9 protein-coding genes are annotated in these 14,034 nt (G+C 65.0%); 1 reads left to right on the forward strand and 8 read right to left on the reverse strand.

The annotated features are described in order from the left end of the window. Window positions 1-15: 15 nt before the first annotated feature. The 7 genes from addA to ahcY form a co-directional block, all read right to left on the reverse strand. Window positions 16-3,564 carry a double-strand break repair helicase AddA gene (gene addA / locus HGI46_RS05330; protein ID WP_168903385.1) on the reverse strand — a complete coding sequence of 1,183 codons (3,549 nt, stop codon included), beginning with the start codon at window positions 3,562-3,564 and terminating at the stop codon, window positions 16-18. Then, window positions 3,531-6,503 (reverse strand): PD-(D/E)XK nuclease family protein, encoded by a 2,973-nt coding sequence (locus HGI46_RS05335; RefSeq protein WP_168903386.1) that lies wholly within the window; start codon window positions 6,501-6,503, stop codon window positions 3,531-3,533. The genes addA and HGI46_RS05335 overlap by 34 nt, the downstream gene beginning before the upstream one ends. Window position 6,504: 1 nt before the next feature. Continuing rightward, window positions 6,505-7,227 carry a nucleotidyltransferase family protein gene (locus tag HGI46_RS05340; RefSeq protein WP_168903387.1) on the reverse strand — a complete coding sequence of 241 codons (723 nt, stop codon included), beginning with the start codon at window positions 7,225-7,227 and terminating at the stop codon, window positions 6,505-6,507. After that, complete coding sequence (locus HGI46_RS05345; protein WP_168903388.1) at window positions 7,224-8,207, reverse strand: phosphotransferase; 984 nt, start codon at window positions 8,205-8,207, stop codon at window positions 7,224-7,226. Before HGI46_RS05345 ends, HGI46_RS05340 begins: the two co-directional genes overlap by 4 nt. Continuing rightward, window positions 8,198-8,626 (reverse strand): tRNA (adenosine(37)-N6)-threonylcarbamoyltransferase complex ATPase subunit type 1 TsaE, encoded by a 429-nt coding sequence (gene tsaE, locus HGI46_RS05350; protein WP_206065544.1) that lies wholly within the window; start codon window positions 8,624-8,626, stop codon window positions 8,198-8,200. Before tsaE ends, HGI46_RS05345 begins: the two co-directional genes overlap by 10 nt. A gap of 17 nt (window positions 8,627-8,643) precedes the next feature. After that, on the reverse strand, window positions 8,644-10,992 hold the full coding sequence (locus HGI46_RS05355) for a PAS domain-containing sensor histidine kinase (protein ID WP_168903390.1): 2,349 nt from the start codon (window positions 10,990-10,992) through the stop codon (window positions 8,644-8,646). 137 nt (window positions 10,993-11,129) lie between these two features. After that, window positions 11,130-12,539 carry an adenosylhomocysteinase gene (gene ahcY, locus HGI46_RS05360; RefSeq protein ID WP_168903391.1) on the reverse strand — a complete coding sequence of 470 codons (1,410 nt, stop codon included), beginning with the start codon at window positions 12,537-12,539 and terminating at the stop codon, window positions 11,130-11,132. Window positions 12,540-12,760: 221 nt separating this feature from the next. On the opposite strand from ahcY, the gene HGI46_RS05365 reads away from it, so the two are divergent. Beyond that, window positions 12,761-13,240, forward strand: coding sequence for a peroxiredoxin (locus HGI46_RS05365; RefSeq protein ID WP_039332231.1), 480 nt, complete (start codon window positions 12,761-12,763; stop codon window positions 13,238-13,240). A gap of 47 nt (window positions 13,241-13,287) precedes the next feature. On the opposite strand, the gene HGI46_RS05370 is transcribed toward HGI46_RS05365, so the two are convergent. Continuing rightward, on the reverse strand, window positions 13,288-14,034 hold the full coding sequence (locus HGI46_RS05370; RefSeq protein ID WP_168903392.1) for a TorF family putative porin: 747 nt from the start codon (window positions 14,032-14,034) through the stop codon (window positions 13,288-13,290).

A 14,034-nucleotide genomic window follows, 5' to 3' on the forward strand; every position in this document is an offset into this window, starting at 1 on the left:
GCGCGGTGCAACAGATCAGCCGGACAAGGATTCCTGAACCCCGGCAATGCGCAGCTTTTGCGCTGCGATCAGGCCATCGGGAATAACGAACAATTGCGGCGTGTGCGTATAGAGCAGCGCCGCTTCGACCGGCAATCCGGGGTGGATAGCCTCAAGCGCAGCAACATAGGCCGCCATCTGCCGGATATAGGCCGAAGGAATCTCCTCGAGCGTGGCCGGAGGGCGCCGCGCCGTCTTGAAATCGACGATCCTTATGCCCTTGTCCGAGATGACCAGGCGGTCGACCGTGCCACTCACCACCCGGCCGCCGACAACCGCTGCGAGCGGCACTTCGGCGAGGGAATCCGGGCCGAACACATCGTTCCAGCCCGGCTGGTCAAGCACCGCGATGGCGTCCGACACCATGCCCACGTGGTCCGACCTGTCGAAATCGCTCGCCATCCGGGCAAGCCAGGCAAGACCGGCGTCATGTCGCTGCTCGACCGGCAATTCCGGCAAACGCTCGATCAGACGGTGCAGCAGCGTTCCGCGTCTTGCCGCCAGCATCGCATGCGGGCCGGGTGGCGCCGGCGGATCCGGGGCCTCGTCCTCGCCCAACGATGAAGGTGCGAGCGGGCGCGGTGGGCGCGGTTCAGGGCCGACTGCGGTGCGCAAGACCTGCGGAACCGCAATTCGCACAGAAGATTCGGACCGTTCGGCCGGCGCCTTGGTCAGGCTGGCAGGACCGCCAATCTGCTTGACCGCACCCCACAGCGGATTGCTGCGCCAATCGTCCGCAAACAGCGGCTCGAGTTGTGCATACCAGCTGTCTTCGGGAAGCTCGCCTGCCCCCTTCCGGCGCTTCTTGCCCTTGGCCCCGGCGATGAACAGGGCTTCCTCGGCGCGGGTCATCGCCACATAGAGCAGGCGCCAATGCTCCTCGCGTTCGGCGCGCTTGGCTTCGGCCTCGGCCTCGAGAACAGCCGGTGCCTTCTCCTCCTTGCGCAGCGGCGGGAGCGGGACCTTGCGCACGGACCCCAGAACGTCTTCGACAAGCTCAAGCCCGCGGGGCGGCGACAGGTCCGGATCATCCGCCGCATCGGCAAGGATCACGATCGGCGCCTGCAGCCCTTTCGATCCATGCACGGTCATCACCCGCACCAGCCCGTCGGCCTTGCCTGCCTCGCGCTTCAACTCGCCCTCGCCCGCATCGAACCACTGCAGGAACCCGATCAGGCTAGGCACATTGGCGCTGGAAAACGCGATCGCTGCATTGAGCAGTTCGTCGATGGGATCGTTGGCCTCGCGACCAAGCCGCGCCACCAGCCGGCCACGGCCATCCCACGGACCGACCAGCAGCCAATGCAGCAGGACGTGCGGAGGATCGTAATCGGCCCGGGCCAGCAGGCTGCGCAGTTGGTCCATCGTGGCGAAAGTCTGCGGCCCTTCATTCTGCCGCAGCCAGTCCCACAGACGGACGCCCTGCTTGCGGTAACCATGCTCCAGCAGGTCTTCCTGGCTCCATCCGATCAGGGGAGAAACCAGCAGGGCAGCCAGGTTCAGGTCATCCAGCGGCTGCGCGGCAAACCGCAGGGCCGCAACAAGATCCTTCACGGCAAGCGGCGCCCCCAGACGCAGCCGGTCCACGCCCGCGACAGGCACGCCGCGCGCATGGAGTCTGGCCACGATCAGCCCCGCCAGTTCCTTGCGCTTGCGGACAAGAACCATGACATCGCCGGCATCGGCATGGCGCTGCGTCTTGCCAAGGGGAAAGCCGCTGTCGAGCCACGCCTTCACCTGCAGGGCGATCTGGTCGGCCAGCTTGCGATCCGGGCGCGACAGCCAGGCTTCCGCGCCTTCGTCGCCCCGTCCACCCCCACTCCCGGCACTTTCGCTTCCGACTCCTTCGCCGTCCTCCTCGTCGCCATCCTCGGCCAGATCATCGCTCACGACCTTCCACAGGCCGATGGTGCCGGGAATGTCCAGTCCGACGTGGCGCTCAGGCTTCTGCTCCAGCCCCAGCCTGTCCCATCCCAGATGGTCGATCGCGCGGTCGACGAAATCGAGGATCGGTCTTGACGTGCGGAACGACTGGCCAAGCCCCAGATCCAGAAGTTCGCGATCAGGGTCGTTCAGAACGGCCGCCATCCGGGCAAGTTGGGCCTGAACTGTCAGCTTGGCTGCGGCGAAGTTCTCGGGACTTGTTCCCTGAAAGCCGAAGATGGCCTGCTTGTAGTCACCAACCACGAATAGCGTCCGGGCAACCTGTCCCCGTTGCCCCTCACCGGTGAAGAAATCTTCGACCAACCCTTTCAGCACGATCTCCCACTGTGCGGCGTTGGTGTCCTGCGCTTCATCGACAAGGATGTGATCAAACTGGCGATCGAGCTTGAAGCGGATCCATTCGGCGCTGGTGCGCTTGGTCAGGAGGTCGGCGGCAGTGCGGATCTGGTCATCGAAATCGATGAAGCCCTCACGCGCCTTGGCATCGCTCCATGCCAAGGCAAATCGGCGCCCGATGGTAAGCGCCGTTTCGAGCAGGTCGGCAAGATCAAGCTGTGCCTTGCGCGCCTTCACCGCCTCGATGCAGGCAATGACCCGGGCGGCATAGCCTGCATAGCCGGGCTGCTTCTTCTCGATATTCGTCGTCGACCTCGGTTCATCCTTGGCCGTCAGAAACTGGCTTTTCAGCTCGGCAAAGGCATTCAGGCGCGCTTCGGGGCTGGCCGCCAGCCAATCGCCGAGTGCATTTGCCGCATCGATACCGCCCTTCGTCCCCCAGGCGCTGTTCATCTCCATGCAACGCCGGACGGACTCGCAATCGAACCCATCGTCGGCGCACATGGCGGCAAGGCTGTCAGGCCCATCACTTTCGCCAAGGCCGATAACGCGATTGATACGAGGCCGTAGTGGCGGTTGCCACGCCCCCGGCCCGGTCCACAGCTCCAGCGCCCCTGCGCAACGCAGCAGGAAGGCCTCGACCTGATCCTCGCTCATCCGGCGCGAGAGCGAGGCGAGCCCGTCGATCAGTGCCTCGTCGCCGTCGAGTTCGGCCGACACCAGCAGTTCGGCCAGCACTTGCCGGGCCAGCAAGGCCCGGTCGCGGTCTTCCATCGCCCGCGTGCCCGGTCGCAGGCCTGCCTCCACGGGAAACGACGCAAGCAGCCACTGGCAGAAAGCGTGAATGGTCTCGATCCTGAGCCCACCCCCCGGGCAATCGAGCACGGCGGCAAAGCGGCTGCGCGCGCGGGCCACGGTTTCGGGGCCGAACGGTGCGCCGATCGCCTTCAACTGCGCGGCAAGCTCTATCTCGGGAAGGCGCACCCAACTGGCGAGCACCTCGTTCACGCGGGTCGCCATTTCGGCAGCGCCCGCCTTGGTGAAGGTGAGGCAGAGGATCTGTTCCGGCTCCACGCCCTCTTGCAACAGCAAGCGCAGCACACGCGCCGAAAGCACCTGCGTCTTGCCGGTCCCTGCCGATGCCGAGAGCCAGACGGTGCGCTGGGGATGGACGGCGTGCGCCTGATTGTCCCTGAGCGGATAGACCTTGCTCACTGACTGCCTTCCTCTTCGCGGCCTTGCCATTCGTCGAGGCGCATCAACTGGTCGAAATCACTGTATCCCGGGAGATCGGGATTGAGCCGCGCCGTGAATGGCTCGCTGCCCAGCAGCCAGCGCGCAATCGCTTCACGCAGGAAACGCTCGGTTTCGGGCAAGAAGTCTTCAAGCAAAAGGCCGGTCTGCCGCGCCGTTTCCTTGACCGGCGACTTCATGTAGCCAAAGCCGCGATCCTTGTTGCGGCCAAGCGACCAGTACTCGAACTTAGCCGGCTCGCCCGCGACGCCCTCCATGCCGCCACCCCGGGCAATCATGCCGATGAGGCCAAGCTGAAGGGCGTACCCTTGCGCCACCATCTTGCCCGATGGCGGCGTGCCGGTCTTGTAATCGACTACGGCCAGCGTTCCGTCGGCCAGCCTGTCGATACGGTCGGCCCGGCCATGAATGCGGATGCCGTCGACGATGATTTCGCCCTTGCGCTCGATCGCCAGAACGTCGCGCCCCTCCCCGGCAAGCCGGTCCGTTTCCTCCTCGATCCACAGCAAGGCATCGATCAGGCGCGGCTTCCACATCGCGCGCATGAAGGGGTGTGCGCTCATCTCGTCGAACATCCGTTCGGCCAGTGGCACCAATTCGCCGGGACGCCCGCCGCCATCGTGCCAGGCTTTCAGCACGTCGTGAACCGCGGTGCCTTTCCAGGCTGGCGACGGATCGGCATCGACCGGATCGAGGCGACGCAGGCCAAGGATTGCCGAGGCGTAGAACTGGTACGGATCGCCGCGCAGCCGATCCAGCGCCGTTACCGCAATCGGCACGCGCCGCTGCTCCGCGCTCGGCATCGGGTGTGGGCGTGGGTGTGGCAGCTCCGGTTCCGGGTCGGCCAGCGCCCGCGCCAGGTTGACCGCGCGCGTCTCGCGCCGCAACTGCTCGCCAAGCATGGCGTGAATGCGCAGCAGGAAGCGTGAAGGAATGACCGGGCCGGTCGCGTCGCGGTGCGCATGGCTGAGCACAACCTCTGGCGCTCCCAGTGCAGCGGCAAGATCGTGTGCAGAAAGGCCGATGCGGAAATCGGCACCGGGGATGCCCAATGCGCGGAGAATGGGCGGTGCCAGCAGCGGATCAGTCGCCGGGCTTCCGGGCCAGGAGCCTTCTGTCAGGCCTGCGCAGATGACGAGATCGGCCCGGCTCATCCGCGCTTCGAGCAAGCCGTAGATCGCCAGACGCGGATGCCCGCCGTAGGGCGGACGCACGGAGACTTCCTCCATGGCATCGCGCAACACTGCCGGCAGTTCTTCCGGCGGCAGCAGTCCCGGATGCTCCGAAGCAGCTTCGCGCCAGCTTTCGACGAACTGGGCAAGGCAGCGCCCATCGGCCTGCGCCCACAGCCCCTGTCCGCACAGCGCCTCGCCCACTTCGGACAGCGCGATCAGCGCCGCATCCAGCGATACCGGGCCATCAAGCGACAGCAGCGGAAACAGCAGGTCCTCGACCCCCGACCACCAGTCGGCAAGCCCGGGATGGCGCTTGTCATGCTCCTGCGCCTTGCCCCGCACCGCGGCCAGTCCGGGGCCGGGTCGCGGACCACGCAGCACCAGGTCCAGCTGTCGCACCCGTTCGAGCCACTGCGCCCGGCCCTCGCCTGCCCGAACCAGCGGGTGGCCGAGCAGGGCGAGCAGCGGAACCGGCGCGGCCCGCTCGGCAACGACTTCGGCCAGTTGCAGGATGATCCTGCCCGCCGCCGTCTGCGGCAATGGCCGACCGGCCGTATCGTCCGCGCCAATGTTCCAGCGGCCAAGATGCGCCACTACCCGCGCCGCCAGACTGCGATCGGGCGTGATCACCGCCACGCGGCGCTCCGGCTCGTCAAGCGCTTCGCGGACCAGCACGGCAATCGCCTGCGCTTCCTCCTCGGGGTTGGCGCTCTCCATGATGCGCACGCCGGAAAGGCGGCGCTCCCTCGCTTCAAGCGAAGCCCACGCCGCACTGGCTTCCGGCGGCAGGAACAGGTTCGAGATGGCGCGGCTGCGTTCCGGCGGCGCGGGAGCAAGGCCGGAGCGGTGCCACGGTTCGACCTCGCCCCGTCCGATGCCCATGCGGTTCAGCAGCAGCTTCAGGTGATATTGGGGATGCGTGACGACATCCCCTCGCTCAAACACCTTGCCGTCTGACCCGCCGGCAAACCCGAGCGCGTCCCAGACCGAAGCCTCCATGGCAAGATCGAGATCGGGCAGGATGACGCCGCCATCCGGCAGATCCGCAATCACCCGCAGCAGGTTGGCGACGGCCGGCGATGCCGAGGTGACGCCCGCAGCGATCACCGGATGGGCTGGTGGCGCTTCACGCCATACCTGCGCGGCATGCGCCAGCAGCAGATTGCGCCGTTCCGGCGCGTCGATCCTGCCCAGCCGCGCCAGTTCGTCCTGCCACTTGAAGAACACCGTGGCGAACAGCTTCGTGCTTTCCCGCCAGTGCTCCGACAGTTCCGACGACAGGCCGAGGACGCCCTCATCAAGCATGTCCTCGGGACGCACACCCTCGACAAGCAGCCGGTCGATGCTCTGGCCCAGGCTTCTGGCCTGTCGCAACAAGGCCGCCTCGCCGGGGGCTTCGGCACCAAGCTCGTCACGGATCAGCGCTGAAAGTTTCAGCAGCCGGTGCACCGGATCGACAGCTTCGGGAACCCCAGCTCCGGCGCCGATCGGGTCGAGCAGTGGCCCAAGCGTCTCGTCGAGATCCAAGTCGCCAACCACCGCCATGCGTGGCAGCAGCAGACCCTGCCCGCTGACCCGCACGAAAGCTTCGGTTACCGTGCGGATTGCGCGCTGGCTCGGCAGCAGGAGCGTCAGGCGCGCAAGGCCGAACCGATCCTCGCGGTAACGCGGGATCAGGCCCGCAACCAGGGCGTCGGCAAAACCCCGGTGCGCCGCGATCGACCAGACACGCGGGCGGGTGGAGCGCTCGGCCATGTCAGTCGCGCTTCAGCGCAGCCTCGGTCGGGACGATCATCTGCGGTTCGCCCACTTCGTACCACAACCCCAGGTGCGACAGGCCGTAGAGCCGCCCTTCCTCGATGGCCCTTTGCCACAGCAGCATGGTCCCGAACGGTCCCTCGGGTGCGTCGCGCAGCAGGCGGTGCGAAACGATCTGGATGCCGCTGTAGATGAACGGCGCGACACGGCCGGTCCGGCGCCGCGAAATGCGGCCCATGGCGTCCATGTGAAAATCGCCCTTGCCGCGATGGTTGAACGCCCGCGCATGGGGCACGAGCAGCAGCAGCGCATCCATCCTGTCGGCATCCCAGTGATCCGAAAGATGCGCGAAGACGTTGCGTGGCCCGTCGAGCCAGATATTGTCGGAGTTGAGGCAGAAGAACGGATCGGTGCCGATCAGCGGCAGCGCCTTGACCATCCCGCCACCGGTTTCCAGCAACTGATCGCGTTCGTCCGAAATCGCGATGGCCGGGCTTTTCCGCTGCGGAAGGTAAGCCTCCATCGCATCGGCAAGGTAATGGACGTTGACGACCGCGCGGGCCACGCCGGCTTCATCAAGCTTGTCCAGCGCATGGTCGATCAGCGGCTTGCCCGCCACCTGCACCAGCGGCTTCGGGCGCGTTGCCGTGAGCGGACGCATCCGCTTGCCCAGTCCTGCCGAGAGAACCATGGCCACGTCGCTGACAAGGGGCTTGGTCATACCGTAAACGATCCGCCCAGGCTGGCCCGCAGTTCGGCCGGGATATTGGCATCGAACCACGCGGCCACCGGAGCCAGCGCCGGATGCTCCAGATCGCGTTCCAGCAGAGCCCAGACGCGCGGGATGTAATCGAGGTATCGCGGTTTGCCATCACGCTTCCACAGCCGCACGAAGATGCCCACGATCTTGGCATTCCGCTGCGCGCCAAGCCGAGCGTAATCGGCCAGGAACTCGTCACCTTCGCCGGTCTTCTGCAGGTAATAGTCCAGCATGCGCGCTTCGAGTTCCGGCGAGACATCCCTGCGCGCATCCTGCAGCAGCGAGACCAGATCGTATGCCGGGTGGCCGTTCAAGGCATCCTGAAAGTCCAGCAGCCCCTGCCGATCGAGGCCGTTGAGCAACATGATGTTCTCGGCATGATAATCGCGCAGGACAGTAACCCCGGGGCGCTGGCGCGGCAGCAGGTGCGACAGGACCTCTTCCCAAGCCGCGTTCCAGCCCCGCCCGTCGACATAGAGCGACTGGGTCGGCACGTACCACTCGATGAACAGCCGCGCCTCGCGCTGATACTCGGTAAGGGTGTATCCCGTGAAAGGCCCTGCCGGCAGCTTGCGCAGCTGCAGCAGGGCGTCGATGGCATGGCGATAGACCTCTTCCTCGTCCTGCGGCCAGGCATCGAGGTATTCGCGCATGCGCACCTCACCGAAATCTTCCAGCAGGACAAAGCCCTGCTCCGGATCCTCGGCAAGAACATGGGGCGCGCGCAGGCCATTCGCGTCGAGCCACTTGGCAGCCCTGAGGAAGGGCTCGGGATCTTCATTGGGCGGTGGCGCGTGCATCAGCATGGCATTTCCCGCTGTCCGGCGAATGCGGAAATAGCGGCGGAACGATGCATCGCCAGGCAGTGGCTCGACAGTAGCGCCGATCCAGCCCGCCTTGTTCAGGAAGGCATCGACGCTCGGAGGGATAGTCAGGTCCATGGCACTCGCTCTATCCAATCGCGCCCCGGCGTTACAATGGCCCGCCTGCCGTTTTCCGTGGATTCCAGCAGGATCGAGAGGCACCCCGGCTCATGCGCAAAGCCCCCGGCGTGTTCCGGCCACTCCGCCAGAAGCGCCGCACCCTCACGGTAATCATCCAGCCCGATCTCCTCGGCCTCGGACGGGTCGTCCAGTCGGTAGAAATCGGCATGAACCAGCGGCAGCCGCACCGCCGGCGGATCGTAAATCTCGATTATGGCAAAGCTGGGACTGGGCACTTCGCCAGTGTGCCCAAGTGCGGCGATGATCGACCGCGCGAGCGTTGTCTTGCCCGCGCCAAGGCCGCCGGACAGCGCAATCACATCGCCCGGACGCAGCTTCGCCGCGATCTCGCGGGCAAGGACAGCCGAACTGTCCATGTCTGGCAATTCGAAGATCACGGCAGCACCACGATGGCACTGGTGCCAAGGCCGGGCTCGGACACCAGCTCCAGTGTTCCGCCATGCGCTTCGACCAGTTGGCGCACCAGCGGCAGGCCCAAGCCCTGTCTGCGCTCGACCGCCTTGCCTTCGGCATCGAGCTTCAGCCCATCCAGCGCGCGGGCGAGGACCGCAGGCTCCATGCCGCGGCCATTGTCGGACACGACCACCTGAACCGGCCCGCCCTTGCTGCGCGAGGCCACGACGAGGATGCGGCCGCCCTCGGGCGTGGCGGCCACGGCATTGTCGAGCAGTTGCCCGAAGGCGCGGCGCAACCTGCGTGCATCGCCAATCACGGTCCCCGCGCTCCTGTCCCCGCGCAGATCGAGCGCAAGCCCCGCAGCCGTGATCCGTTCCTCGCGTTCCTTGACGACTTCGGTCAGCAACGGGAAAATCTCCACCGGCTCCTGTTCCAATGGCAGCGTTCCGGCCTCGCTCTGCGACAGGTCGAGCACGTTCTCGATCTGCTCGCCAAGCCGGGCGACCGACGTGAGGATTGCCGAGACATACTCGTCCTGCTGCGGCGTCAGTTCACCGGCAATGCCACTTTGCAGAAGCTCGGCAAAGCCCCCGATAGACGTCAGCGGCGTGCGGAATTCGTAGCTCATGTTGGCGATGAACCGCGTCTTCACCGCGTCAGCCTCGACCAGCGCGGCATTGCGCTCGCGCAGCGCCGCCTCGGCCTTCTGGCTGTCGGTGATGTCCAGAACCGTCAACATGCCGTTGCCGTCCGGGAGCGGCACGCCAGCGAGGGCAAAATGGCGCCCATCGGAAAGCGTCAAGCGGCCGGAACGCTGCTTGCGCTCAAGTGTCGCGGCCTGGATGACCTGCGCGATCGTGCCGATCTGCGCGGGACGTTTCAGTTGCCCCGCCAACCTGTTTAACAGAACGTCGACCCGCGGATGGGTGGTAAGGAACTCTTCCTCAAGCCCCCAGTCGGCCGCAAACCGGCGGTTCCACAGCTGCAACTTGCCATCGGGCGCAAACACCGCGAGCGATTCGAACAAATTGTCGAATGTCGCAGTCCGGGTTCGCAGCAGGGTGTCGCGGGTTGCCGAGAGCTGGAGCTGTTCGGTGCGATCCTCGAAGATCATCAGCAGCCCGCCATCGGGCATCGGCTGACCGACCACGCGCAGATGCGTCCCCCCGGAAAGATGCCACGATTCCTCGATCGGCACGCGGGCGAGGAACCAGGCCTGCCGTTCGCGGCGCCATTCGGGGAAATCGCGGACTTCCGGCAAGCGACCGGCATCGCGCATCCGGTCTATCACGCGGTCGAACGGCGGGGTGTCAACGACCCAGGCCTTGGGCACACCGAAGATGCGCAGGAAAGGCTGGTTGGCGAACACAAGGTTCCGCTTCTCGTCAAACTGCGCGATGCCTGCGGAGAGCGTATCGAGCATTTCGCGCTGCGCTTCGCGGAAGCGGCGGAACTGGCGGATCAGCTCCTCCATTTCCTCTATATCGACGACGTATCCGGCAATCCCGTCCTCGCCCAGCGGCAGGTCCGTCACGCGCACCGCACGGCGCTGCCCCTTGATCGTTGCCAGCAGCGAACGTTCGATCGGCACCTTGCGCGACTGTGCCTGACGGGCCACTTGGGGCGCGCTTAGACCGTCAACCGGTTCGATCAGTTCGATGCCTTGCGCGATCACTACATCGGCATTCGCGGCGCCAACGGCTTTCACATAGGCGCTGTTGACAAGGCGCAGGCGCAGGTCCGGCCCACGGAACCACATGGGCAAGGGCGCTGCTTCGATCAGGCCTGAAAGCCCGGCAAAATCGGCCCGTGCCGCGGTTGTCTCGCTGCGCAGCCGGACAAGCTCTTCCTGGCTTTCCGAAAAGTCGAAAAACCACACAAGCGCTGCGCCCCCCGGAGAAATCTGGGGGTCCGCCAGGTGCCCTTGCGCAGAAAGCGCACGCTTGCCGTCCTTGGGCGTGAGCGCCAGCCTGAAAGACGCGCCGGTCTTTTGCGCCTTGCGCACAGCATCGCTCAAATGCGAAAGCTGCACCTCGTCAAAGCCTGCACCCTCTGCGTCCAGTTCGGTCAGGTAGCCGGGCATTGTCTCGAAGCCGAACCATCCGGCAAGCCGCGCAGGGCCTTCGATCCGGCCATCGGCGCGCACCAGTAACGGCAGGGCTGGCGATTCATCCACCATCCTCGCCAGGCGGCGCGCTTGCCGTTGCACCGCCTCCCCCTTGCGCGCGCGCCCTCTGGCGACAAGCACGAGCCAGCCTGCCCCTGCCGTCCAGGTGGCAAGCAACAATCCGATCAACACCATGATTGTCTGGTTGAGCAGCGGCATCATCCTCTCGCTAGGGCCTACCCCGGTGAAATACAATCCGGCGCTCTACAAACCGGCATCGAGCGGCCCGATCCGGAAAGAAAAAGGGCGGCGTGGCATCCCACACCGCCCCATTTCCAGTTTGATCGCGCCGAGGATCAGTAGCGATAATGATCCGGCTTGAACGGACCTGATTCCGGCACGCCGATGTAGTCGGCCTGCTTCTTGCTGAGCTTGGTCAGCTGCACGCCCAGCTTCTCGAGGTGAAGCGCAGCCACCTTTTCGTCGAGGTGCTTGGGCAGGACATGGACCTCGTTCTTGTAGTTCTCGGCCTTGGTGAACAGCTCGATCTGCGCCAGCGTCTGGTTGGTGAAGCTTGCGCTCATCACGAAGCTCGGGTGGCCGGTGGCGCAGCCCAGGTTCACCAGGCGGCCCTTGGCAAGGATGATGATCTGCTTGCCATCAGGGAATTCGACGAGGTCGGTGCCCGGCTTCACTTCGGTCCAGTTGTAGTTGTCGAGCGCGGCGATCTGGATCTCGCTGTCGAAGTGGCCGATGTTGCAGACGATCGACATCGGCTTCATCGCCTTCATGTGCTCGGCGGTGATCACGTCCTCGTTGCCGGTCGCGGTCACGAAGATGTCGCAGCGCTTGACCGCTTCTTCCATGGTGACAACTTCGTAGCCTTCCATCGCCGCCTGCAAAGCGCAGATCGGATCGACTTCGGTGACCATGACGCGCGCGCCACCCTGGCGCAGCGACGCTGCCGAACCCTTGCCGACGTCGCCGAAGCCGGCAACGCAGGCGACCTTGCCAGCCAGCATCACGTCGGTGGCGCGACGGATCGCGTCGACCAGCGATTCCTTGCAGCCATAGAGATTGTCGAACTTCGACTTGGTAACGCTGTCGTTCACGTTGATCGCCGGGAAAGGCAGCTTGCCGTCCTTGGCGATCTGATACAGGCGGTGGACGCCCGTGGTCGTCTCTTCCGAAACGCCCTTGATATTCTTGACCGACTGCGTGAGGTAGCCCGGCTTCTTCTTGAGGAAGGCGTTGAGCGCGCGGACGAACTCGATTTCCTCGGCGTTCGAAGGTTCGAACAGCTTCTCGCCCGCTTCCACGCGCGCACCCCACAGCGCGAACATCGTGGCATCGCCGCCATCGTCGAGGATCATGTTGGCGGTCTGGTCGTCACCCCAATCGAAGATCGAACCGACATAGTCCCAGTATTCAGCCAGGCTTTCGCCCTTGATCGCGAAGACCGGGATGCCCGCAGCGGCGATGGCAGCGGCGGCATGGTCCTGCGTCGAGAAGATGTTGCAGGTGGCCCAACGCACTTCGGCGCCCAGCGCAACCAGCGTCTCGATCAGCACGGCGGTCTGGATCGTCATGTGCAGCGAACCGGTGATGCGCGCGCCCTTCAATGGCTGCGATGCGCCGAATTCCTCGCGCAGGGCCATGAGGCCGGGCATTTCGGTCTCGGCGATCCTGATTTCGGCGCGGCCGAAGTCGGCAAGGCCGATATCGGCGATCACGTAGTCGTTCTTGGCGTCAAGCACGCTGGCCACGAAGCTTTCTCCTGAAAAATCATCTGCGCGGGTTCGGCGCGCCTCTGGTGACGCCCATAGCCTGCTGCAGCGCAACCTGCAAACTTAATATAAAGACTTCTTTATATCGTAAATCCGCAGAACCACGCTACCGCCGGTTGCAGAGCTACCAGGCGTGCCTATATCTCGCTGGCCATACTCGTCCGGGCCCCCTCGCCCGGCGCAACGAAAGGAAGATGGGGATGACAATCGCTGTTGGAGACAAGCTGCCCGACGTCAAGATCGTCAAGGCGACTGCCGAAGGTCCGGAAGCCGTGCAGTCGGCCGATTACTTCAAGGGCAAGCGCGTGGCGCTGTTCTCCGTCCCCGGTGCCTTCACCCCGACCTGCTCGGCCAAGCACCTCCCCGGCTATGTCGAAAAGGCCGCTGATTTGAAGGCCAAGGGCATCGACGAGATCGCCTGCACCGCCGTCAACGATCCCTTCGTGATGAAGGCCTGGGGCGCAGCTTCGGGTTCGAGCGACGTGACCATGCTGGCAGACGGCAACGGTGACCTCGCCGAAGCGCTCGGCCTCACCATGGACGGTTCGGGCTTCGGCCTCGGCAAGCGCGGCCAGCGTTTCTCGATGGTCGTCAACGATGGCGTCGTCGAACAGCTGTTCGTCGAAGCTCCGGGTGACTTCAAGGTCAGCTCCGCCGAGCACATGATCGAAAACATCTGATCGATCGAAAGGCCCCCGTATCTCCGGGGGCCTTTTTCATGGTGCTTTCAGAACGAAAGACGCACGCGCCCCAGCACCCGGTCGCCAGCGTGCTTGAGATCGGCATAGGGCGAAACCGAAACGCCCGATGTGTCGATATCGGTGCCCGCATAGTCGAGCCCGATGGTGAACGGAAACTGGTTGTATTCCACGCCCAGCCGCCAGTCGGCATAATCCCCGGCCGGTCGCAGCCGGGCAGAGCGCGCATCCTTCGTGTCTCCGGTGGTATAGCCCAGCGAAGCGGAGAGACTGATCGGCAGCGCCGGCACGCCAAAGTTCGCTGATCCTCTCAGGTAAAGATTGTCCCCGCCGATCGCGTCCTGCTTTGGCGCATAGAAGGCATCGGCCCGCACTTGCAGCGGCCCGATCGAATACCGCGCACCAAGGCCCACCTCGCCATAATCGGCACCGATGTCGGCGCCGCCGAAGAAGTGCCCGATGGCCTCCGTCCGCAGCGTGATCGCCCCGGCTTCCCAATCCTTGCCGATCGCCACGTCGCCCACGACATCGGCATTGGCATGACGGTCAGACTTGCGCAGCGCCGCCATTCGCACCGAGGCATCCAGCCCGGCAAAGCCGACGCTGGCATCAGCCGAGGCGGAGATTTCACCGTCACTCCAGCTGAGCCCGCGCCGGACTTCGTCCGTGGTTGCCTCCACACCCGCATCCACCGATTGAGCCATCGCTTGTGGCGCCTGCACCGCTGCGATCGCGCCAAGAACTGCCAGGCCATTCAGATAGTGGATGTGGGTCAT

Origin of the sequence: Novosphingobium sp. ERW19 (assembly GCF_012641315.1) — a bacterium.
Taxonomy (GTDB): Bacteria; Pseudomonadota; Alphaproteobacteria; order Sphingomonadales; family Sphingomonadaceae; genus Novosphingobium.